This window comes from Paenibacillus diazotrophicus, assembly GCF_042610465.1.
Window position 1 is genome coordinate 1,579,592 of the sequence record NZ_JBGJZN010000001.1, and the last position, 24,104, is coordinate 1,603,695.

The following is a 24,104-nucleotide window of genomic DNA, read 5'->3' on the forward strand; positions in this document are numbered from 1 at the left end:
AATTGAGGGGCTGCAGGCGATGATCGAACTGAAGGGCAAACATGTCGTTCTTCACGATGGTGATTTGAAACGCAGAGAAGAAGCAAACCGGCGGTATTTAATGAAATTGACGAATGATAATCTCCTGTTTAACTATAAAGTAGAAGCAGGCAGATACCATGGCAGAGATATTCCACATGATGCACATGGGGGATGGGAGACGCCTGTCTGTCAGATCCGGGGGCATTTTCTTGGACATTGGCTGTCTGCCGCAGCTATGCGGTTTCATGAGACTGGAGATTTGGAACTCAAACTTAAAGCGGATATCATATTAGACGAGCTTGCCGAATGCCAGAAAGATAATGGCGGACAATGGGCTGGGCCTATCCCAGAGAAATATTTACATTGGATCGCAAAAGGAAAAGGGATCTGGGCTCCACAGTATAATATCCATAAGTTATTTATGGGACTTGTTGATATGAACCAATTCACCGGAAGTCAAAAGGCACTCGATGTGGCAGATCGATTTGCAGACTGGTTCGTCACATGGAGTAGCACCTTCACAAGAGAGAAATTCGATGACATTCTGGACATGGAGACAGGCGGTATGCTTGAAGCTTGGGCGGACCTGCTCCATATTACCGGGAATGATAAATACACTACCTTGCTGGAACGTTATTACCGCAGCAGACTTTTTCACCCGTTACTTGAAAACAAAGACCCTCTGACCAACATGCATGCCAACACAACCATTCCTGAAGTACTCGGTTGTGCTAGAGCTTACGAAGTAACAGGTGAACAGAGGTGGCTGGACATTGTCACTGCCTACTGGAAATGTGCGGTTACAGAGAGAGGAACGCTGGCAACTGGCGGGAATACTGCGGGTGAAGTGTGGATGCCCAAAATGAAGATTAAGGCACGCCTCGGTGATAAGAATCAGGAGCACTGTACGGTATATAATATGATTCGTCTGGCAGAGTTTCTCTTCCGGCATACATCAGATCCGGCCTATGCGCAGTATATCGAATATAATCTGTACAACGGTATTATGGCTCAAGCTTATTATCAGGAGTATTCTCTGACCGGCAATAAGCACGGTAATCCCGAATCAGGGCTATTAACTTATTTCCTGCCGATGAAGGCTGGCCTCAGGAAGGATTGGAGTTCGGAGACTGATAGCTTCTTCTGCTGCCACGGAACAATGGTACAAGCTAATGCAGCATTAAACAGAGGTATTTATTATCAGGATCAGAATGATCTCTTTGTATGCCAGTATTTTCACTCTGAGCTGACAACTGAGATCAACGAAGAGAATGTCCGAATTTATCAATCTCAAGATCATATGAGTGGAAGCATGCTGAACTCTTCGAACACTGCAGGACAGCAGGAATTGAATGAGATCACAGCTCTTCACGAGAATCTGCCTAATTATAAAAAGTATGATTTCGAAGTCCATACCACCTCTTCGAATGAGTTCGCAATCCATTTCCGTATTCCAGACTGGATCATGTCGGAAGCCGTCATCTATGTGAACGATGAGTTACATGGGAAATCTGCAGATCACCATACATTCTATAGCATATCACGGAATTGGAGATCCGGTGATCGGATCAGTATGATATTGCCTATCGGCATCAGGTTCATTCCTCTGCCGGACGACGAACAGACAGGAGCATTTCGCTTTGGTCCTGAAGTACTGGCTGGTATTTGTGAGAATGAAAGGATTCTCTTTACACAAAAAGATGATGTTGCGTCTGAATTGATACTGGAAAATGAACGGGAGTGGGGCAGCTGGCGCTATTTCTTCAAGACAGTACATCAGGATCCGGGAATTCAGCTGAGAAGAATTCGCGATATCGGTTATGAACCCTATCAAGTTTACTTCCCGATAAAAAAAGCTTAGGCACCTATCGGCGAGGTAGATAACGTGGTTAACTAAAAATGATTATTGCGGACAAAAAAGTAAAGGGTGGTTATCTAGTGGAATATCATGTTGCAATTCAAGGAAGCGATCAGGTGCCGGGTACGGAGGCACAACCTTTCCGTACTGTTTCACGCGCTGCGGCTATAGCGGAGCCGGGAGATATCATTACCGTGCATGCCGGTGTCTATAGGGAATGGGTCAACCCGGCCAATGGAGGAACAAAGGAACAGAGGATTGTATACCAGTCTGCCGGCGATGGAGAAGTGGTTATCACGGGTGCTGAGCCTGTAGCTGACTGGAAAGCCGAAGGGAACGGTGTCTGGAGGGCGGAAGTGCCAAACAGTCTGTTTGTCATCCGCAACCCCTATCAGACTAAATTGCAAGGTGATTGGTTGTTTGAGGGTGCATTCGAGCCGCATCTGGGGGATGTTTATCTGGACGGAAAATCCCTATATGAATGTGATAGCGTTACCAAATTGCACAATCCCCAGGTTTGGCCACAGGCCAAATATGCGGAGGACTCTTTGATGCAATGGTACGCGGAAGTAAGTTCAACGACCACCACCATATGGGCGAACTTCGGAGGCAAAGACCCCCGCCAAGAGAATGTGGAAATCAATGTGCGCCCTTATTGCTTCTGGCCTGAGAAGACCGGCCTCAACTATATTACCGTCAGGGGCTTTACTCTACGGCAGGCATCCCCCCAGTGGGCCCCGCCAACGGCTTTGCAAGAAGGACTTATAGGTCCCCATTGGAGTAAAGGCTGGATTATTGAGAATAATCGGGTCAGCGAGTCCAAATGTACAGGTATCAGCTTAGGCAAAGAGAGAACTACCAGTCAGAACGAATACTCGGACATTCGTAGTAAAGGCGGAACGCAACGGGAGCAGGAGGTTATTTTCGGTGCATTGCGCAAGAATTGGCATAAGGATCATATCGGAAGCCATATTGTCCGCAACAACATAATTCATGATTGTGAACAGGCTGGAATTGTTGGACATTTAGGTGCTGTTTTTAGCCGGATCAACCAGAACCGCATTTATAATATTCATCACAAGCGCATCTTCCACGGCGCAGAAGTGGGGGGAATCAAACTCCATGCCGCACTGGATACCCAGATTAGCGGAAATGTCATCTATAGCTCCTACCGGGCGCTTTGGCTGGATTGGCAGGCGCAAGGCACCCGCATCAGCCGGAATATCTTTTATGACAATCTGTCCGAGGATCTCTTTGTGGAGGTCTGCCACGGCCCTTATATGGTGGATCATAACCTGTTCCTGTCTCCTATGAACTTCCGCAATATGGCCCAAGGCGGTGCGTTTGTGCACAATCTGTTTACTGGCAGATTCGTGGTGCGCTCCGAGCTTACCCGCTATACCCCCTACCATATGCCTCATGAGACAGCGGTTGCAGGGTACAGCAACATCACGGGCGGCGACGACCGGTATTACAATAACATATTTATAGGTGATGATGATCCGAACAAAGAGCCGCTGCCTATGACCTTTTTCGAGCATCTTCCGCTCACACCAAGGGAAGATATGGATTACGGCGGTGCAGCGGTGATGGACGGTGTACCAGATAACTCCCGCTGTTATCTTCATCCTGCAGGACTGGGCGGCTACAACGATTACCCGAGTATTCGTGAAAAGCGGTGGTGGGAATATTCAAAGGAAGAAATTGCGGCCTTAAAGGAATCCGGTAAGCCATTTCAGCCCGATCAGATCGCACTCCCCGTTACGATACAGGGTAATCTGTATTTGAAAAGCGCGGTGCCGAGTAGCCATGAGACAAATGCTAAGGTTTATGTCCAGGGTGGGATCGAGATCGAAATCGATCCGGCTAAATGCAGGATACAAGTGCATGTCCATAGCCCAGAAATACTACGTGCTGCAGCCCCTACGGTAGTTACAACTGATCTTCTCGGCAGAAGCCATCACGCTGAGATGTACTATGAGGAGCCGGATGGATCTTCTTACCGTTTCGACCACGACTTCTTTCATAAGCTACGCCCAGAAAAAAATGTAACACCCGGACCCTTTGAAATATTTGACAACAGTCCGGTGGAGATTGTTCTGTAAACAGCAGTGCATGAGAGGTCATTCAGGCTGAGTATAACGAAAATATCACTCAGCATACTTCTAATGTGAAGATGGTACCTTTGGATATGACGAGATTGATCGAGTTATTTCGAGCAAAGAAGCAAAGTTGCAGTACAGACAGCCGAATTAATTCCATTAAGTTGAATATTATTAGAAATGAGCTGACATCCCGTTATGTACCGGTTATCAGCTTGTTTCTATTTTGAGTAAGCCAAACAGAATAGCGTTTTACTTGAAAAACCCTGCCGTCTATGGTGCACTAGATGGCAAGGACGAGTCTTAGCTTATAAGCTACTTAGCATCAATTGAAATAATGAGGCATGACGCTGTTCGTCATGCATGGCGTGCATAAAATGCATATTAATCGGGTGATTAGTTGCTCTATAGGCAATTTCTTGATAGAACGCTGCCGTTTCTAATTCATCGTGAATTGCGGTTCTGACGCCTTCTTGGAATGTCACAGGCATCTTACCGGCAGGTATTTGCGGTTGTTGTCCCCCCAGGTGGTTTAGAATCATGGTAAACCAATGATAATGCTTGAATTCATCCCTCTGGATACGTAAAATTGTCTGCCGGTACTGTTCATTCGGTGCTAATTCAGCTAACCTTTGATAATATCGATAGGCATGAACCTCACCAACAATTGCTTTAGAGATATCAGGGATAAGAAATGTATCGGTAAATGCCATTCCTCCTTGCATACCCATTTGCCCCATTTGTCCGCCCATAGCCCTCAATCCGTCTGCATAACCCATTTGATACACTAACATCTCCTCCATAAATTTACATATACCTTACCTTATGCTGTGCCATCGTCATTTGAGCCTAGATCCATTAAATTCTCCTGATGCGCTGTAGCGGAAGTAGTGAGTGGGTATCTGTACCTGTAATGGAAAACTGACATGTTGATATCCTTTATTTTGTTTAGCCGAAGGTATCTAGGGTAAGGATATGAGGAAAAGAAACATTTATCACGAAAATATGGAGGTTGAATAGTCATGTTCCATTATACGGTTGAAACCTCAAAGACCCCTGAAGAGGCGATAGCGGAACTTACTGAACATTTGAAAGAGGATAAATTTGGCGTCCTTTGGGAGCTTGATATGAAGAGCAAGCTTCATGAAAAAGGAGTTGAATTAGATATGGCATACCATATTCTTGAAGTATGTAATCCGAATGAAGCGAAACGGGTATTATCCGAAAACATACTGGTCGGTTATTTTCTCCCATGCAAGATTGCCGTCTATGAAGAGAATGGGAAAACTAAGATCGGGATGCCAAAACCTACGTCGCTCATTAGTATGATTCCAACCGATAAATTGATGGCTATTGCTTCAGATATTGAGAACCGGCTTGTTGCTTGTATCGACAAGAGTCGATAACTTAAGGGATTAGAGTCCTAAGTAATGTAATAGATGGCTAGAGGAAGTATGTATGTAAAAGATTTTTTCCAAGTCTTTGCAAAGATATGCGACGATTGTGCTACAGAATGTGCAAAGTTCCAAGACGCACTCTGCCAGGCATGTGCTGAGTATTGCCGCAAATGTGCAGATGAATGCCGTAAAATGGCTTCGTAAATCTGGATTCTAAACCTAAAAGGAATCAATAAACAAGCTGACATACCGCTCTGAAACGGTTGTCAGCTTGTTTGTATGAGCAGGTAACTGTGATTCCTGAATTTTTTGTAGCTTCATCAAAAACGTACAGTTTCAACATTTTAACTACATAACTTCCTTTTATAATAAAGACAAATGGTAGAAATCTTACTAAAAAGGAGGAAGAAATATGGCTTGGTCTTGGGTACGTATGTTGGTGGTTCCGTTGAGTTTGGGGTCTATGGTGCTTGGGAAAAACGAAAAAAAGAATTCCTGTTCTAAGATGGCAGAATCCGACTGGAATCTCCATTCCGATTACTTTGAATTAATGGTTCTAAATGAACGTCTGAAAAAAGAGCTTGATGACTTAACTGTATAATGAATGACGTTTGAAAGTACTCATATGTTATGATGTGGGGAAATACGACACATAGAGGTTTTGAAATGGCAGCTCCAGACAAAAGTATCGTCTTTAACAAGTTGACGCAAAAATACGGATGTTCCTTCTCTGCTATCAAGGGAAAGCAAATTATGTTTCAATGAGTGGATCAATTGTTTACGGATAACAACGGTGAAAAAACAGTGGAAGATGATTACCGAATCGATTATCTCAAGCATCATTTGATTCAAATCGCTGAGGCAATTCAAGATGGCGTTGAACTGATGGGGTATACGACTTGGAATTGAATTGATCTTGTTAGCGCAACAACCGCCCAACTGAAAAAAAGATATTAGATGGAACATTGCAGTACTTGGAGGTGGATTAGTTATTTATGCAAATTTTAGTATTAGGTGCAACCGGACGTGTTGGCAGTCATATCGTGGCCAATGCGCTTAAGGATCAACACCATGTAACTGTACTGGTTCGTAATCCGGAAAAATGCCAGACTCATAATAAAAATTTAACAATCATTCAAGGTAATGTATTGAATCGAGAGGATATTATGCGTGCTATCCATGGAGCTGATGTCGTTATTAGTGCACTGAACACAGATGGGACCAATACGCTATCCGCAAGTATGCCGTTGATCATTGATGCAATGCGTGAAGAAGGAATAAAACGAATCATTACTTTAGGAACAGCTGGTATTCTGCAAAGTAGACAATCTCCGAGTGTTCTAAGATATCAATCCAGTGAATCCAGGCGTAAATCCACCCATGCTGCAGGAGAACATCATCGAGTATATTTGATGCTTCAAGATTCAATACTGGAATGGACGATAGTGTGTCCCACATATTTACCAGATGGAGTACACGTAGGTGTATACCGTGTAGAGCGTGATTTTCTACCTGAAGGTGGCACTGAAATATCCGTAAGGGATACAGCAGAATTCACGTACAATCAAGTTAAAGATGACTCTTATATCAAGTCTCGGGTAGGAATTTCTTACTAATTATTGAGAATTACCTGCAGATAAGGGAAAGAAGATATACCTAAGAAAAAATGAAAGATTTTGTTTATTGCAGCACCTGTAGGACGCAAAGGTAAAAATAGACGTTTAACACAACGTTCTATAGAAAAACTTGTTGAGAAATATGCAAAAGTCTTTGGAAAGCCGGCTTTGACGGTTCATTCTTTGAGGCATTCATTTGCCACACGTTATCATATTGAGAATATTGACATAAAGTTACCTGTCCTCAATGGTGCAACTGTCGCCAACCGGTCCAACTTCCTGCAGTCTTATCGCTTGCAGACTCTTTGCAATTGCCTTTAGCCGGTTTTAACCGCGTTTTTCTGGTATCTCTAATCGAAAACAATTCTTTGACTCCGTAGGAACTCCTGAAGCAGAATATGATTGAGGCTAAACCAGGGATGTGGACCGGTTCCTATACGTCAGGCAGCGTAACTTCTTTATTCTTCTGGTTTCCCAGTGAGCCTGCGCTTGATTTGGAGATGTTTCGTCTCCTCCCAGGGAAAGGCATTTACAGTCGGCCGTTCTCTCCTTGCCATTTAACCACTCACTGGAAGAGGCAATTTAATCAGGTAAACCAGCTATGGTAAAATAGAGGTTATTAAGAGACCTATCCAAGAAGCAGTAAATGTAAATAGAAGGGGCAAAATAGTAAGGAGGTAAGGGCACTAATGCCTTTACCTCCATTTCATCTTTTGTCAAAATACAATGCGTCTGATAAAACGATTGCCCAAATTGTTGCTGAGAACCTGCCTGAATGACCCAGCACCTTGCGTGTTTTGGAGCAAAGGCTATGAGGGCGCGTCGTAAGGAAGCTGTCGAGGTTATCCTTCAGGCTACTGTATGATCTGAATATATAACTGTTTTAGAATTGTTCTTAAGCATCAACAAATGCTATCATGAATTGGAGTGGTAATTAATAGTGTACATGCTTTTTAATTATATAGTATCTATAAAGTAATAAATAGAACCGGGGGCTGTTATTACTAATATGAAAACATATTATTGTGACCTTGAGGTTACGTTGGACATTATCGGAGGGAAGTGGAAGGGGCTTGTTTTGTATTATTTGATTAAAGGTCCAAAGCGCACGAGCGAGTTAAAGAGACAGATACCAGGTATTACTCAAAAAATGCTTATTCAAACGCTTCGAGACCTGGAAACGAGTGGACTGATACATAGAAAAGTGTATAATCAAGTCCCCCCGAAAGTCGAATATTCAACTACTGAACTTGGTCAATCTCTTGAATCTATTTTGAAAGCTCTTTGCAACTGGGGTGGAAAATATGCAGAGGAAACATTCGCACAGGATGAGTTCGAAATTTTGCACACGGATTAAAAATAGTATAAAACGAAAACCCCAGGGATATCATGCTTGGGGTTTTCGTTTATATAAACGGCTATAGAAGAGATTTAGCCCAACATCCTTACAATTGTTTCATTTTAGTTACTATATAACAAAAAAGTACGTACTTCTTTTTTAGATATGTTTGATACATAATGTCACTTGTAAGGTGGAATTACATCTTACACAAGTAAAATCGCTGCGTTGTTATAGTTTGGTTACTATAGCGGTACTAATATAGGCCATACGGCCTCAAGAGGGAGAGGACAGAAATTATGGGGAAATTCAATGGTAAGGTCGTGGTCGTCACGGGAGGGACAAGCGGTATCGGACTTGCAACGGCACAGCGTTTCGTGGAGGAAGGCGCGCATGTTTTCATAACTGGACGCAGACAAAACGAGCTGGACACAGCGGTGAAATTGATTGGGGAACGGGTCACTGGCGTTCAAGGTGACATATCAAATCTAAACGATCTAGACAAACTATTTGAAACGGTGAGACAGGAGAAAGGGCATCTGGACATTCTTTTCGCTAATGCCGGACTTGGCAGCTTCCTGCCCTTGGGCCATATTACAGAAGAGCAATACCAGATTACATTCGATGTAAACGTAAAGGGTACTCTGTTCACCATCCAGAAGGCTCTGCCGCTGTTTCCGGACCAGACTGGTTCCATCATTCTTACGGGTTCAACGGCATCTACGATCGGCGATGCAGGGTTTAGCGTGTACGGAGGAACCAAAGCGGCGCTCCGCCAGATGGCGAGAAACTGGATTACGGACTTAAAGGGGACCGGAATACGAATTAATGTACTGAGCCCAGGAATGATCCATACGCCGGCTTACGACGATTTGTTTGGAGAGGCGTTGGATCAAGTCCTTGAATCCGCTAAGGATACCGTTCCAATGAGCCGCCTTGGTAAAGCTGAGGAGATCGCCAGTGCAGTGATGTTCCTTGCCTCGGAGGAAAGCAGCTATGTCAACGGCATCGAACTATTCGTAGATGGTGGATTGGCACAAATCTAAGCATTCGTTAAAGGCCGCTTAATCAGCGGCCTTTTTATTTGAAGTTGTTTTTTTGTGACCAAAATAGGGGATTTATCGGTAATGGGATCAAGTTCTTGTCCCACAAGGGACGATGGTCTTGTCCAGCTTCTGATGACTCAACACACGCAAGAGACTAAATCACAACATATATACATATGTACAAAATACGGGTTTTGTGAATAAGTGGTATATAAATTAGTTTCCTTTTCTGATTCATGATTAATTGTCTATACTTCTCTAGCTGTTCAGCTAAATATTTTGAAAGCTGTTTTGCCTGATTGCTCACATTTTCCTTTGAACTGTATCCCACAACTCCGAGTATATTTAAAAGCAATTCTATATTTAGTTTTTGTGCTTATGAGGATCTTATCCCAATCCGTATGTTTCTTGCCATGCTGTAAAATATCGTCGGCATATTTTAGACAGTCATAATAAATAATAGACTAAATCAATATGACTATCGTTCTTTAATTTCCAATATAACCTTATTTACCCTTTTTCCTTGCTACTAGAACATATTGTAAGCAGCTCATATCCATATCGTCCTTCATCTCGCGGCACACCACTACTTCCAGTATCAGAACTATAAAAACGTTCAGTCTTTAAAATTGTTTTACACCAGTTAACAGGGAGGGGCTTCCCCTCCCCAAAAAAACATCAATATCTATTAACAAACACCTGAGAAGCTACTTTTTGCTCTCTTACACAAACTTCTTGATGCTACCTACCTAGCGTATTTATCATTAAAATAACACAGTTCGCTGATCTATATACTATATATGCGACCGATCATGAGAGCGGTACCGTAACATATATTCATCAAGAAGACACCCTCTATCGGCTGCAATTTTGCAGTTCCAGCTTTGAATCTTTATTGCGATATCACAACTTGTTTATGAAGCAGGTACAGCGGCGAATTGAATTAAGCAGCGATTCGCAAAATCGGTGGAAGCGCTTGAAACAGAGTTCATAAGTTATGATTCTCAAGTCATGGAAAACGACGGTTTTTTTGGCCAATCCCCCATTCTCCACTGAAATTCATGCTCGCCAAGTCCAAGATCTGCTGTTCGGCAAGATAATATGGGCTTTTCTCCCTTTTGGCATTACTACCCCTGCAGTTGTGGACCTAAAGACCACCATTCTCTAGTAATCGAGATGATTTACGGCTCCTGATCAAGTCAAGATATCCCATTTTGCATGGATATCCAATGTAATTCGAATCGATAGACCCATCGCTCCTGGGCTATGCCTTTGTTATACTTCCAAGTGAGGTTTCAAACAATCTATAATCTAGAATCAGGAATATAATCGTAGCATACTTCATTTCGCACTTTAATTTAAAACCCACACAGAGGAGCTCAAAGACATGAACTTTTTCAAAAAACTGTTTGGCGGCAATGAAATGGGCAAATCGGAAGACGGTACCACAATTTATGGCTATGACGCTCCGGATGAGCGGCAGGTTACACCTCCCTCCAAAATTTTGTACATGGAAGATTTAAACGAACATTTTAATAGAGTCTTTCCAAACCGAGAAACCGGCGTGTTCCATGAACTGATTTCAGACATCGTACATATTGACGTGAATATTATGGAAGCTACACATGATGAGCCATACAGAGTGCTGTACACCAATGGAATGAGCGATCTGCCGATGACACTCCCACAGGAAATTCGTAAAGAGTACAAGCATCTTGAACGCGCGGAGCTGATGATGTTTTTGCCGGCGGACTGGCCGCTTACGCAGAAGGATTTTGAATCGGAGGAGAACTACTGGCCAATCCGGCTGATGAAGATGCTTGCCCGATTCCCGCATATGTATCAGTCGTGGCTTGGATACGGCCATACTATCCCCAACACTGGGGATTACGAGCCATATGCGCCTAACACTGAGCTGTCCGGAGTGATCCTGTTTGCTCTGCCGGAAGAGGTTAGCACAGTCCATACGAAAGATGGCAATCAGGTTCAGGTTTATTTCCTGGTTCCGCTATACCAGGAGGAAATGGAGTTCAAACTGGAGTCCGGAATGGATGAACTGGTTGCCAAGCTGTCCGAGCTTCCAGATGATTTCCTCGTTCTGAATCGGAATAGACGCAACGCTTGTAAATAACTGCCCGGATTAACGGGTTTGAAACAGCTTTAAAAGGCTGAGCCTAAGTAAAGGATATGACTTTGGGCTCAGCCTTTTTATTAGAATGTAAATCCCACGTGTAGCCCCAGTGCATTAGAGCAGTCACTACGCCAAAATTGGACTTCCGGCAATGCTCTGTTCATAAGAAACAGCCCCTTTTCGATTCTCGTTAAAAATATTCGACTACCCTAGCCCACTAACTCTTAAGATCAGCTTTTCTACGTGCTTGGCTTAGTTTTAGATGATTATCAAATCGGCTATAGTACCATGTTCTTGTCCACTGACAGTAAGCTCATTTGCTGATAATTAGATAGTGACTGCTGCAGCTCCACAGCAATCAATGAAAACTGAAGTTCATTGTTTTTAAAGCTATGATTTTTTTATTTTGGTTACTGATAGTAAGATTGAGATTCACCGCTACTACATGTCAACCTTGGAATGCCGCAGTTAGAACTGCTAGATCTAATCTGCGGCGAAGTTAGTTTATCTATAATGTTAAAGTTTACAGCGATAACAATAGTCTTCAGATTTCACAAGTGAAGGCAAAACTTCCGCTCTCCAGTTTGTGCTGCTCACCATTTGGCATAACAAGTGTGCATTCAGTAGATACGGGTACATGAACATGAATAGCAAATCTGTTTTCTTCAATACTCCACTCAGATGATGCATATCCATAAGGTGTCTGGATGCTTCCTTTTGCTGACGTAATTCCGCCTCCTAAGACTGGTGCAATCCGGAAGGTCTTGTACCCCCCGCTGGTTGGCTCAAGGCCAACCATTCGTCTGTATAACCAGTCTCCCACTGCACCGTTAGCATAATGATTGAAGGAGACCATCCCTCCACCGGATCCTTCATCTGATTTGTTTCCGCTTAGATCACCTATATTCACTGTTCCATCCGGGCGGAGTGCATCCCAGCGTTCCCAGATGGTTGTTCCTCCAGCTTTGACCTCATACAGCCAAGACGGACATCCCTCCTGAAGCAGCAGCTCGTATGCTTTATCAGGATATCCATTGTCTGATAGAGCAAACAATAGATAAGGGGTTCCTGTAAAGCCAGTGGTCAGCTTGTTGCCTGCCTCACGAACAAGCCGGACAAGATTTTCCGCCATAACGGCTGTCTCTTTACCTTCTGTCATATTGAAATGAAGTGGAAGGACGTAGGCGGTCTGAAATTCTTTTTTTAAATTACCTTTACTATCAGTAAAGATTTTGCGATAAGCTTCAATAATTCTAGATCTTAGTTTCCGGTAATAAACGGCATCCTCTTCATAGCCAAGCAAGTCAGCAATTTGGGCAGCCAAACCGCAAGAGTTGGCAAAATAAGCTGTCCCGACCCACTTACCTTTCTTTAGCCACTGCCTGGCTGTCTCGTCAGGTGCGCACCAGTCTCCAAAATGAAACGGGAAACGCCAGACGTGACGGCTGTTAGGTGTAACCGAAAAAAGTTCAGACCACCACTTAGCCGCTTTTAAAAATTTCTTAATCGTTGGATATTGCCGCTCCAAAAGCTGCTTGTCGCCGCGGGCAAGGTATTCTGCCCAAGGTACAAGAATGCAGCTGTCTCCCCAAGCAGATGTAGCCATTCTTGGCCAGTGGTCGCCTGCGCGGGGGACAACCATAGGAAGGCCTCCACCTGGTGCCTGCTCCGCCCGCATATCTGCCAGCCATTTGTCCAGAAACCGGCTTAAATCAAAATTGTAACAGGCAGTCCGAGCAAATACGGCAATATCACCGGTCCACCCCTGACGTTCATCACGCTGCGGGCAGTCTGTAGGAATATCAACAAAGTTAGATTTGCCTCCCCAACGAATATTGCTGTGTAATTGATTAATTAATTCATTAGAGCATTCGAATTCACTTATTTCTTCAAAATCGGAATGAAGCACCAGCGCTGATAATTCCAAATCTTCGGCATGGATACCTCTTACACCTACATAACGGAATCCCATATAGGTTAGGCGTGGAGAGTACGTTTGTGGACCATCTTTGCAAATATAGGTTGCTGTCGCTTTCGCGGTACGTAGCGATTTAACGAATAACTCCCCATCAACAAGAACCTCTGCATGACGAAAGATAACCTCTTGATGATTTTTGCCAAGCAGTTTTGCCGAAATGACTCCGGCAAAATTCTGACCGAAATCATAGATCATTTCACCGCTCGGTGAAAGAGTACAGGAAATCGGCTTCAGTACTTCCTGAACACGGACCGGATCTCCATACTGTGCCGACAAAAGAGGATTCTTGCGTGGAGCTGACAAGGTTGTCTGTTTCCATTCAATCCGTTCCAAGTCTACAGTGGCATCATAAGTCTCTCCGTCATACCATTCGGCCATGCGGTAGTTACCCTCTTCTGAGACTTGCCAGGATTCATCTGTAACCACTTCATCATAGGATCCGTCGGTATACTCAATATGCAATTCGCATAGAAACGCTTGCCGGTCGGCATTGATCTTGTTCTTCCGGACGTAATTGAAGGATCCGGCTGCCCAACCACCTGCTACGACAGCGATTAACCTATTATCAGTCCCGAGTGAGCCGCTAACGTCATACGTTTGATATTGTATTTGATGATCATAAGAAGTGAAGCCTGGAGCAAAGTAGTCCCTCCCCACCTTGCTGCCATTCAACATCAGTTCATAGACACCTAGTGCTGTAGCATTAATCCATGCACGACGCACAGGCTTGCTTATTGTGAACGCACGCTTGAAGGTCATTGGAACTGGTGAAACCTTTTTTGGAAAATCATAACCTCCATCTGTAATCCATTTCCCCTGCCAAAGAACTCCCAACCGTCCAGTTTCAAAAGATGTCTCAGCATCAGCGGTTTGTCCGCTTGTACCTGTTGCAGTGACATGAACACTATACGTAGTAAAGGGCTTCAGTTCTCCGCTATAAACATTATTTATTTGATCTGTGGTTTCATATTTCCAGTCCCCAATTGTTATCACTGCGCTTAACAGGCTTTCACCCTTCACATCGGAATCGAGCGCAAATGAAATATTTGGACTTCTATCCGTGATACAGCCTTGTTCCATATTTTCTATTTTTAATTTGTTTATTTTAAGCATTGTTTTGTTCCTCCCTGCGGTCTTTCATTGCTTTCTGTTTAAGTCCCAGCCCCTTCTCCACATTTAAGAAGATCAGCAAGCCAATTAAGATAATACTGGTAATGGTTTCAAATCCCACAAAAGCAAAGGTGATCATGTCCTGAACAGATTCTGACTGGGTACTAACTAAATCACCTGCTTGATTATAAAAGGGGGCTGCATAACCCGCAAAAGATAACATGCCGTTGAAGATACCTGTACATAAGCCACCCATCGTTACGGCAATAGTGGTATAAACAGACATCGCAATTCCATCACAACGATACCCGGTTTTCCATTCCATATGGTCTAGTGTGTCTGCGAATAGTGCCATAAAAATATAGGCGCTTGGCAGAAAGCCTAAATTCTTAATGAATTGCCCTGCCAGAACGATTGGCATGTTGGCCGGATATACCCAGCAAACGGCACTACCTATGCCAACCAGAACAAAACCTATAAGGGTTACATTCCTTTTTCCAAACTTTTTGGCTAACGGCCATACAGCAAAAATCCCAATGCCAAGCGGAACTCCGCCTACAACAGAAATTAACGTCTGTGTAACACCATCACTATAGGTCCCTAGCACATAGTTGCAATAATAGACCAGGCTCAGATTTTTCAGACAGACACCAAAGGTATAGATTAAGAAGTAACTCAGAATAATTAACATATACCGGTCCGAAACAATAGCCTTCAGCTGCGTACGAAAGGGTAACTTGGACTCGCCATCCTCAATATTTCCGCCTGTACTCTCAGCCGTCACGCGTTCCTTCGTAAAAAAATATTCAATTAGAGTAAGTGGTAAGACTGCTATGGAAATAACGCACATCACGAGGATCCAACGGCTTTTATCAACCCCGATAAGCGGCAGAATAGTCATTGGAAAAATTAAGGCTACAATTATTCCACTCATCATAATCGTTGAAACCTGACTGAATACAGACAATTTCCCGCGCTGTATACCATCACGGGTAGAAAGAGGCACCATTAAATTATGGCCCACATTATAAGTCGTGAAAGCAATTGAATAATACAAATTGTAGGATAGGACAATCCAGATCACCTGTATTTTTGTATCTGCTTGTGGCACAAGAAATAGCAGTATACCAGAAACCAGCATTAGCGGTGCAGATAATAACAGCCAAGGCCGTGCTTTTCCCTGTCTTGTTCTTGTACGGTCAATAATATATCCCATAACAAAATTTGCTATGGCGTCAAGGATCTTTGAAACGATCGGAAATGCAACAAGGAACACTCCACCGCCGACGGAGGTCAAACCAAGTACATCTGTGTAATAAACATTCAGATAAGCCGCCAGAACAGCATTCAACAACAACGCTCCGGAAGGACCAATCAGATAACCGAGCCAGCGTTCTTTCGCAGTAGTATCCGCTGAGGTTACACGGGAATTCATAGCCTTCGATTGAAAAACCGCTTTCATACGATTCATTTGTTTTCACTCCTTATTGTTCACCCGGAAGAGGAAGCGGCTTGTCCTTTTTTAAAAGGGTCTTCAGCCCTTTGATAAGGTTCCCGTTAGCCAGTTCTGCAAAACCGATCGCAGTTTGGTATGTGAATTTCCCTCCTGATGACATGCACATGGAGCGGATTGAATTGTAAGGCATCATTTTTACGACAAAATGAGAATTTTTCATTCGGGTATCGCGTTCCAGTGAATCCGGCATAGCTTGCGCTTTTTTATAATCCTTTTGTATGACATGCATAACTCCGGTATACAGGATGCGCCCCATCAAAGTCCTCTTAAACTCAGCCAGAGTAGATTCGATTGTTAATTTAGACTTTGATACTGCTACTGGGAGAGGATATCCGACCAGCTTCTCAAAGGCAGCAGGGATACTGAGCGGCGGCTTATTGTAAGCATCCATAATATCAGCCGAATAGGGAATTACGGCTTCCTTCTCACCGGTTATTGTTATAGATGCGTTTAAACGAATATCCACTGCCGAGGCGGCCACAGCAATTTCATAAGTACCATTCTCCAAAACCCACCGCTGCTCTTTAACGTTCCAGTAAGATAAATCAGATTGGTTAAACTTCAGCTCAATCGTTTTGGTCTCTCCTTCTGTCAAGAATACTTTAGAGAAGGCACGGAGCTCTTTATCTGCTTTAAACACCTTGCTTCGATTATTTTCCACGTAAAGCTGTATGACCTCGGAGCCGCTGCGCCCACCGATATTTGTCACATCCGTCTTCACTGTGATCGTTTCACCGCTCTGGCTAAAGGATAAATTGCTGTATTGAAATGATGTATATGACAATCCGTATCCGAAAGGGAACCGCAGTGTGGTACCGGCCTTATCGTAGAAGCGGTATCCAACATAAATACTTTCATAGTAATTTGAGATAGAACTGCGGTTATAATCAGCGTAACAGCTTGTACTGCTGTTATGCATAGGCCAGCTTTCTGCAAGCTTCCCTGAAGGTGTAACTTCCCCATACAGTAAGGCCGCTGCAGCTTCTCCTCCATACATCCCCGGCAAATACATATTTAGCATGGAAGAAAGCTTATCGAAGAAAGGCAGTTCTACAGGTGCGCCGGCGAATAAGACTAGTATTACTTTTTTTCTTGTAGCGATAAGAGCGTTTAATAACTCTGTCTGGTTATCTCCCATCTTCATATGCTCCCGGTCGAATCCTTCACTCTCCTCAAAGTCGGAAAGGCCCCCGAAGAACAGAATGGTGTCTGCTTGCTTCGCGGCATCCAGCGCCGCTTGCTCCAACGCAGTGTCCCTTTCCGTATAAAAGCAGCGAAATCCCTTTTCATATATGTAAGAAACTCCGCGTTCATCAAACGCGTTCATAGGGGTAATGACCTTGGGCGGATTGATCAGTGACGAACCAGCTCCCTGATAACGCATTTTTTCGAACATCTCACCGACAACAAGCAGGTTTTCCTTTCCGCTTAACGGCAGAGTGCCGTCATTTTTAAGTAGCACTGCACTGTCTTTGGCGATCTCACAGGATAGCTGTGCATGAGACTCTGGATTATAACCCTCGCCTTTGGGCTTCTTGGGAGTACATTGTTCAACAAGGCCCAGCATTCTTTCAACTGCTTGATCCAGCTTATGCATAGGTAATTTTCCGGTTTTGGCTGCTTCAATGACTGTTTTTCGGTTATGCCACACGCCACCAGGCATGTCGAGGTCGCAACCCGCCAGCACACCTTCTACGCGGTCACAGGTAGCCCCCCAGTCTGTCAATACAACGCCTTCAAAGCCCCACTCATCTCTCAATATAGAAGAAAGTAATTTCTTGTTTTGAGAAGCAAATACTCCATTCAACTGATTATATGAACACATCACAGTATACGGACTCGCCTCTTTAACAACGCTTTCAAATGCACGAAGATATATTTCTCTAAGTGCACGCTCATCAACGATACTGTTACCTACAAAACGGAAATTCTCATTTGAATTGGCTGCAAAATGCTTTACACTGCAGCCTACTCCCCTACTTTGAACCCCCTGTACAAATGCCGTGCCAAACTTACCTGAAACAAACGGATCTTCGGAATAATACTCAAAGTTTCGTCCACATAACGGACTGCGCTTGATATTAACTCCCGGTGCAAGCAACACATCCACTTCCTCGGCATTACATTCTTCAGCAATGGCTTCACCCATTCTCTTTGCATACTCCGGGTTCCAAGAAGAGGCAACCGTAACTGAGGTCGGAAACGCAGTAGAGTGAGCATTGTCGGAGACAGCGAATCCACCGCCTGCACTCCTAACCTTTCGAAGCCCATGGGGACCATCAGTTAAAAAAAGTTTCGGTATACCTAATCGAGGTATTCCATTTGTATTCCAGGAATCAATACCTTCGAGGAGCGCCGCTTTTTCTTCAATTGTCAACAGATTAAGAAGCTTTTTCTTACTTTTCATTGTTTCCTCCTTGCAGTAATTATTGTCCCAGTCTACGACATTTTCATGAGAACGTATTGTACATCTATGAACTGGATTGCAAATTTCGAGCATTTTCTTTAACAATAAAAAAGCAATCGAATACCCACATCTATTCCGGGTACTGATTGCTTTAATGTGCTTATTATTTGAGGCGGCTACGTACCATTTTTAAAAGTATTCCTGTATTTTAAAGGAGTCTTTCCTGTATACTTTTTAAATTGATTTTGAAAATAGCTTTGTGAGGAGAAGCAAAGATAATTACTAATCTCACTCAAAGGTTTATCAGAAAAAGCCAGCAGCTTTTTAGCTTCCTCCATTTTTATCTTATGGATATAACTGCTTAAACTAATACCCATATCCTCGTTGAACCTCCTGGATATATAGGACGCACTAACACCCAAGTCAGAAGCAATCTTACTAACTAATATAATGGAGTTTATATTTTTTTTAATACTTTGAATACATTCGATAGTAATGAGTGAAGCATTTTTAGGAATTTCGTTCATCGCCACTCTCTCGGCAAAATCAAAAATCATTTGTTGCCGCAAGAATGAAAGAGTGTCAAGCCGGGACAAGCTTTCTGACTGTTGAATATAAGTATCGCTGAGATGATATGCCGTTTCAATATCCAGGCCACCTTCTATAGCCGCCCGGGTAACCAAAGTGACGCTGGCAATAAAAATATTTTTCTCCTGACGCAGCGCATCCTTTGCAACAAGGCCGCCTTTGCCACGTACAGAATTTTCAAATAAAGCCTTAAGCCTTTCCACATCTCCAGTACGCACAAATTCAATGATTTGTTGCTCGAGAGTATAGGTATTATGGAAGGTAAGTTCCGTCTCTGTTTCATACAAGTTTTTTGACATCTTGTTCTTAATGTCTGCTTCAAAGCTGTTGAAATGGTTACCGGTCATCAGTAGCTTCTCAACAGTTATTCTCTTCCTTGTAAGAGCAAAGTTAAAAATGCATAGCGAATTCAAAAAGCCTTCAAAAGAGATTAAGGGTATTTTAGTAATAAATTCAGAGAATGCTGTGCTGTGTTGATAAGAAATTGTAGAATGAATCCTAATCTTGGAAAGATGATTTTTTGTTAAAGGCGTGTAGTAGCCCGGCCCCAATATAAACTCTCCCGCTGAACCAACATTAGTAATCTTCCCGTAGAATAGAAAGTCTTCTGAAACATAGTAACTCACAGCATGCTCATCTTGGGCCAAAATAGGGAGTGCTTTGCTCACAGGGTCTAAATATGTCGGAACATCGGGCAGCACCCGTACAAGTTGCTGGTCTATATAATATCTTATTGGTAAGCCAGTAATATTATAGAAAGAATCCATTAGAAAATGAATATCTTTTATAAGCATGGTGTTCACCCCTGTATCACTAGTATGCGTTCTTAGTTAATTACGTTATGCTTGCTTACAAAGAAAAAGCTTGCCCTCTAGGAACAAGCTTTTTAACCAAGAACGCTCTATTCTCCTGCAATATCTAATTCAGATACAATTTTTTTATATGCTCGTCCATCATCCTTGCCTTGAATAGGGTTCCATACTTGAGCAAAGAACGGTTCACGCTTAGCACGTTCTTTGTAATTCCAGCTTTCACGTTCACATTGAGGGCAGAAATGTCCTCCCTCAAGAACAAGTTTGGGACTGGCACTAAAGGTATGGCCGAATGCACATTTGAAATCAAGCTTATTCGTCCAATTTCCCGTCGCCATCTCTGTAGACAGGCATTCACCACCGCGGAATGTTGCAGCCTCTTTCATATCTTCAATATTTAATTGTGAGGCAGGCTTATTCTCATCATAACCATGGTCAAGCTTGATAACTTTGTTCCAATCGGTGAATTTCTTCATCTCGGATAGTTTTCCCGGAATCGACTCCCAATTTTTCTTACTGCCCCAATAAGCATCGATTTTCTCAATATCATTATCCTCTATAAAACGCAGTGTCCCACGTTCTTTCACAGCTTGTTTTTTCATTGTACGCTTAATCATAGCCCCCATTAATTTTTGCCCTCTCGGGAGCTTCGTGATGACTTTTGCTACTGGAACAAGTGCGCCAAGATTATCGAGATAGCTCTGATAGAAGTACTCCATCGTATCCTGTCGAAAGTGGAAATAATTCTCCAGCTTGTCAGAATCCAGATAGTATTGTCCATGAAAATTCCTGGTAGCATACCATTTAGGGTCGATGACATGATCAAGATTGGTAATGCCAAGCTTGCCGTACAGCACTTGGTACATCTCAAGTGTACTCACCCGGCAGCTTTCTCCTCCGCCAATGTTATAGATATGCTGCCAAAATGCTTTATCAAGCTCTCCGTCGATATCCTGGATACACAGGTTACGCATTAATCGTCCTGAATCCCGGTCAGATACGTACTCAAGTACATTTTCCAGACAATTATGGAACATAATCGGGTCTTGAATCTTACTCATCGCCGGGCCCATAATACCCGTTTGGCGGAGACTCACCCAATAGCTTAGTCCAGATTCAATGACCATACGCTCGGCAGCGATTTTAGAAACGGCATAGTAATCATATACACTTGGCTTAAGAGGATCACCCACACGTCCCCAATGGATTGGCGGCATACGGTCACCGGTTTCTGCTATTGTACCGATATTTACAAAGCGCGTGACATCAGCACGACCACTTTTCTTAATGGAGTCAATGATGTTTTTCGCTGAACCATAGTTAATCTGCATGGCCCGATCGGGAAACTCATCAGCCGCAGGAGAAACAAAAGCAGCGATATGAAGGATAATGTCGGCATCCTTCACACATTCATCCACCAGGTTGCGATCCAACAAATTGCCATAGACTATTTTCACACCGTTCAGCCTTTCATAGGGCTGGAGCTTCTCACGGCTGTTAGGATTGTCTAAATCAAAGAGCAGCAGTTCGCATTTCGCCAGATCGTTTATAAGCAGCTTTAACGTCTCTCCACCCATATTGCCTGCTGCACCCGTAATCATGATTCGTTTTTTCTTCATTATTGTTCACCTGCATCATAAGTTTATTGACAAGTCATTCGCCTACCTTCATACTACGGACACGGTGTCTATTTAACAACCATCAGTTGTTTTATGCTTTGATGGAATCTAGACATCTGAGAGCAAAGTGTCTAATTATCTAGAAATTTTATTTTTTGGAGATGAAATGATCATGAATCAACGTGAACGGTTAACCAAACTACTGCTGAAACAGAGCTTGATCCGCTTACTCAAAGAGAAAAATATAAGCCAAATTAGTGTTAAGGAATTGTGCACCTCAGCAGGCATCAATCGCTCCACGTTCTACTTACATTATGCCAATGCTTATGACCTGCTTGAAAATGTTGAACAGGAGATTATTAATAATACAAGTGCCTATCTGGATAAAATTGAAGCTGGAGACAGCGGTATTACTTATATTCAGACTTTTTTAGAGTACATTAAAAAGGATGAGGAGCTATTCACTGTCATGCTCCTCACCTCCAATGAAAACGTGTTATTTCCCAAACGCCTTCTGAATGAAATACTCAAGAATATTGATAGTCAGCTTCAACTCAACATACCTGAACGATTGAAACGGTATACTTATTCTTACCTGGTCAATGGAAGCCTAGCGATCATACAAGAATGGATACAAGAAGGATTTGTCATCTCCAGTAATGAACTGGCAGAGCTCATCTTCTCTTTGGCCGACCATTCCTTAGTGGCGATTACATCATCAGAAGAGAAATAAGTATCTATAGGTCAACAAAAAAAACTGATCTTCAACAAGATTAGCCCTAGGCTTCTTACTTATCTATCTTTTTGCATGTCCCGACCGATCACTTCTGGATTGCTATATTTTCAGATATATAGGTTGAATGATATGGCTTCAATATATGTTCATAAATCTCTTTATTTACAAATAAGATCCTCCACTTGCGTCGATGACCTGTCCAGTGATCCAACTGCTATCTGGAGAAGCGAGGAACGCAGCGATATCTGCGATATCCTTCGGTTCACCCCATCGTCCGAAAATTGAGAAGTTGGCACCGAACTCCCGACTTTCCTCATTCTGCAGCATATCAGCATTCATATCGGTGGCTACAAATCCAGGAGCAATCGCGTTAATTGTAATACCCCGCGGGCCAAGCTGATTGGCAAGTGAAAGTGTCAGGACGTTAATAGCGGATTTCGACATGCTATAGGCCGGGATAGCTGGCAAAGAAATGGGGGTTACGGCTGAAGAAATCTGAATGATACGCCCTTCGCTTCGTAAATGAGGCAGTGCCTGCTGGATCATGAAGAACGGCGCTTTTACATTCAGCATCATCAGCGAATCAAAGTCTTCCTCCTTCGTATCTTCAATGGCAGAGGTGAGTCCCATCCCCGCATTGTTGACTAGAATATCAATACTGAACATGCCGAACCGTGCAATGAGCTCCTGTTCAACAGTAGCGTAAAGGCTTCGGACTCCATTAAGTGTTCCAAGGTCAGAGCAAGCGGAAAATGCTGAGCCTCCGTTGCGATTAATTTCCTCCACAACCTCTATAGCAGCCCTCTGGTTGGTTGCGTAATGCACTACGACCGTTGCACCTTCTTGTCCAAGTCGCTGTGCAATTGCCCGGCCGATTCCTCTACTTCCTCCAGTTACAATAGCCACTTTGTTATGCATTTTACTCATGTTATCCAACTCCTGACGATTTATTTTGTTTTTGCATTTCAGTTGTACCATACCCGGACTTTCTCAATGTTGCTCGCTCATTCGCCAATACTCGGCTTGTGCGATCTTGCTATTTCATTCCCATTTGCTTACAGAATCCTGATATTAAGGGTATACTTAGGCTAGAGGTGATGCCGGTTGGATGATGTAGTTCAGGAGGGTTCACTACTAACGGAAGAACTTGACAATAACGCAAATTACGAGCATCCATTTTTTTACGGGGTTCGCACGACTGGTATTTTCTGCAGACCTTCTTGCAAGTCAAGACCTCCTAAAAAAGAGAATGTCCGAATTTTCTTCGATGCGTCGCAGGCACTAGCGGAAAATTTCCGACCTTGCAAACGATGCAAACCATGCGGACAACGACTTCCTGACGAAGAATGGGTCGACCAGATCACCTGGTATATCGACAGGCACTTTGCCGATACGATCACGCTGGAACTTTTGGCTGAACAGTGCCATGGGAGTCCCTATCATTTGCAGAGGACTTTCAAGCGGATAAAGCATATGACGCCTATGGAATATATTCAGAGAAAAAGAATAGAAACAGCTCAAAAGTACATGCTGGAAACGAACAAGTCGTTCGCGGATATTTCAAAATATGTCGGATTTTCCAGTGTTTCATATTTTACAACTCTCTTTAAGAGATTGACGACGCGAACGCCGGCTGAATTCAGAGCATACTATGCGGATAAGCTGAGCCCTGAGGATCTATCTTATGAGCAATCCCTTTAACACCAGAAGCCTAGCTTCGCTTAACCATCACCTGCTCCGGTCCATCTAATATTATTTTGTCGCAACCTAATCTTTATAAAATAAAAATTCCAAATCAAAAACGGCTGCCTTTAAAGGCAGCCGTACG

18 protein-coding genes and 2 pseudogenes are annotated in these 24,104 nt (G+C 43.2%); 13 read left to right on the forward strand and 7 right to left on the reverse strand.

Annotated elements, in window-relative coordinates:
- Nucleotides 1–19 precede the first annotated feature (19 nt).
- The gene (locus tag ACAN54_RS07215; protein WP_379152432.1) at nucleotides 20–1,882 is read left to right on the forward strand and encodes a beta-L-arabinofuranosidase domain-containing protein; all 1,863 of its coding nucleotides are present in this window, start codon (nucleotides 20–22) and stop codon (nucleotides 1,880–1,882) included.
- Nucleotides 1,883–1,959: 77 nt separating this feature from the next.
- Nucleotides 1,960–3,984, forward strand: a complete 2,025-nt coding sequence (locus tag ACAN54_RS07220) for a right-handed parallel beta-helix repeat-containing protein (RefSeq protein WP_379152435.1) — start codon at nucleotides 1,960–1,962, stop codon at nucleotides 3,982–3,984.
- A gap of 305 nt (nucleotides 3,985–4,289) precedes the next feature.
- Here the strand turns inward: ACAN54_RS07220 and ACAN54_RS07225 are convergent, their stop codons facing one another.
- Nucleotides 4,290–4,760, reverse strand: a complete 471-nt coding sequence (locus tag ACAN54_RS07225) for a ferritin family protein (RefSeq protein ID WP_379154135.1) — start codon at nucleotides 4,758–4,760, stop codon at nucleotides 4,290–4,292.
- Between the two features lie 243 nt (nucleotides 4,761–5,003).
- Between ACAN54_RS07225 and ACAN54_RS07230 the strand changes: the two genes are divergently transcribed.
- The 9 genes and pseudogenes from ACAN54_RS07230 to ACAN54_RS07270 all read left to right on the forward strand — a co-directional run bounded on the left by ACAN54_RS07230 (nucleotide 5,004) and on the right by ACAN54_RS07270 (nucleotide 11,510).
- Entirely contained in the window at nucleotides 5,004–5,387 is a 384-nt protein-coding gene (locus ACAN54_RS07230) for a DUF302 domain-containing protein (RefSeq protein ID WP_379152438.1), read from the forward strand.
- A gap of 33 nt (nucleotides 5,388–5,420) precedes the next feature.
- Nucleotides 5,421–5,582, forward strand: coding sequence for a four-helix bundle copper-binding protein (locus tag ACAN54_RS07235; RefSeq protein WP_489685736.1), 162 nt, complete (start codon nucleotides 5,421–5,423; stop codon nucleotides 5,580–5,582).
- Nucleotides 5,583–5,790: 208 nt separating this feature from the next.
- The gene (locus ACAN54_RS07240) at nucleotides 5,791–5,979 is read left to right on the forward strand and encodes a hypothetical protein (RefSeq protein ID WP_379152440.1); all 189 of its coding nucleotides are present in this window, start codon (nucleotides 5,791–5,793) and stop codon (nucleotides 5,977–5,979) included.
- A gap of 164 nt (nucleotides 5,980–6,143) precedes the next feature.
- A pseudogene (locus ACAN54_RS07245) lies at nucleotides 6,144–6,284 on the forward strand (family 1 glycosylhydrolase); the annotation flags it as partial.
- Nucleotides 6,285–6,373: 89 nt separating this feature from the next.
- Nucleotides 6,374–6,994 (forward strand): NAD(P)-dependent oxidoreductase, encoded by a 621-nt coding sequence (locus tag ACAN54_RS07250; protein WP_379152443.1) that lies wholly within the window; start codon nucleotides 6,374–6,376, stop codon nucleotides 6,992–6,994.
- Nucleotides 6,995–7,005: 11 nt separating this feature from the next.
- Nucleotides 7,006–7,225 (forward strand): annotated as a pseudogene (locus ACAN54_RS07255) (tyrosine-type recombinase/integrase); the annotation flags it as partial.
- 778 nt (nucleotides 7,226–8,003) lie between these two features.
- Nucleotides 8,004–8,351, forward strand: coding sequence for a winged helix-turn-helix transcriptional regulator (locus ACAN54_RS07260; protein WP_379152446.1), 348 nt, complete (start codon nucleotides 8,004–8,006; stop codon nucleotides 8,349–8,351).
- 281 nt (nucleotides 8,352–8,632) lie between these two features.
- On the forward strand, nucleotides 8,633–9,379 hold the full coding sequence (locus ACAN54_RS07265; RefSeq protein WP_379152449.1) for an SDR family NAD(P)-dependent oxidoreductase: 747 nt from the start codon (nucleotides 8,633–8,635) through the stop codon (nucleotides 9,377–9,379).
- A gap of 1,387 nt (nucleotides 9,380–10,766) precedes the next feature.
- A complete protein-coding gene (locus tag ACAN54_RS07270) occupies nucleotides 10,767–11,510 on the forward strand; it encodes a suppressor of fused domain protein (RefSeq protein WP_379152453.1) in 744 nt (247 codons plus the stop codon).
- Between the two features lie 544 nt (nucleotides 11,511–12,054).
- Here the strand turns inward: ACAN54_RS07270 and ACAN54_RS07275 are convergent.
- The 5 genes from ACAN54_RS07275 to ACAN54_RS07295 form a co-directional block, all read right to left on the reverse strand.
- Nucleotides 12,055–14,601 (reverse strand): alpha-L-rhamnosidase, encoded by a 2,547-nt coding sequence (locus ACAN54_RS07275; RefSeq protein ID WP_379152456.1) that lies wholly within the window; start codon nucleotides 14,599–14,601, stop codon nucleotides 12,055–12,057.
- The gene (locus ACAN54_RS07280) at nucleotides 14,594–16,069 is read right to left on the reverse strand and encodes an MFS transporter (protein ID WP_379152459.1); all 1,476 of its coding nucleotides are present in this window, start codon (nucleotides 16,067–16,069) and stop codon (nucleotides 14,594–14,596) included. The genes ACAN54_RS07275 and ACAN54_RS07280 overlap by 8 nt, the downstream gene beginning before the upstream one ends.
- A gap of 13 nt (nucleotides 16,070–16,082) precedes the next feature.
- The gene (locus tag ACAN54_RS07285; RefSeq protein ID WP_379152462.1) at nucleotides 16,083–18,521 is read right to left on the reverse strand and encodes a glycoside hydrolase family 3 C-terminal domain-containing protein; all 2,439 of its coding nucleotides are present in this window, start codon (nucleotides 18,519–18,521) and stop codon (nucleotides 16,083–16,085) included.
- Nucleotides 18,522–18,697: 176 nt separating this feature from the next.
- Nucleotides 18,698–19,903: a helix-turn-helix domain-containing protein gene (locus ACAN54_RS07290; RefSeq protein ID WP_379152465.1), complete on the reverse strand. Its 1,206-nt coding sequence runs from the start codon at nucleotides 19,901–19,903 to the stop codon at nucleotides 18,698–18,700.
- Nucleotides 19,904–20,010: 107 nt separating this feature from the next.
- Nucleotides 20,011–21,540, reverse strand: coding sequence for an NAD-dependent epimerase/dehydratase family protein (locus tag ACAN54_RS07295; protein WP_379152469.1), 1,530 nt, complete (start codon nucleotides 21,538–21,540; stop codon nucleotides 20,011–20,013).
- Between the two features lie 172 nt (nucleotides 21,541–21,712).
- Here ACAN54_RS07295 and ACAN54_RS07300 point away from each other — a divergent pair, with 172 nt between their 5' ends.
- Nucleotides 21,713–22,273, forward strand: a complete 561-nt coding sequence (locus ACAN54_RS07300; protein WP_379152472.1) for a TetR/AcrR family transcriptional regulator — start codon at nucleotides 21,713–21,715, stop codon at nucleotides 22,271–22,273.
- A 165-nt stretch (nucleotides 22,274–22,438) separates the two neighbouring features.
- On the opposite strand, the gene ACAN54_RS07305 is transcribed toward ACAN54_RS07300, so the two are convergent.
- A complete protein-coding gene (locus tag ACAN54_RS07305) occupies nucleotides 22,439–23,203 on the reverse strand; it encodes an SDR family oxidoreductase (protein WP_379152475.1) in 765 nt (254 codons plus the stop codon).
- Between the two features lie 177 nt (nucleotides 23,204–23,380).
- Between ACAN54_RS07305 and ACAN54_RS07310 the strand changes: the two genes are divergently transcribed.
- On the forward strand, nucleotides 23,381–23,977 hold the full coding sequence (locus ACAN54_RS07310; RefSeq protein WP_379152478.1) for a bifunctional transcriptional activator/DNA repair enzyme AdaA: 597 nt from the start codon (nucleotides 23,381–23,383) through the stop codon (nucleotides 23,975–23,977).
- The last annotated feature ends 127 nt before the right edge of the window (nucleotides 23,978–24,104 follow it).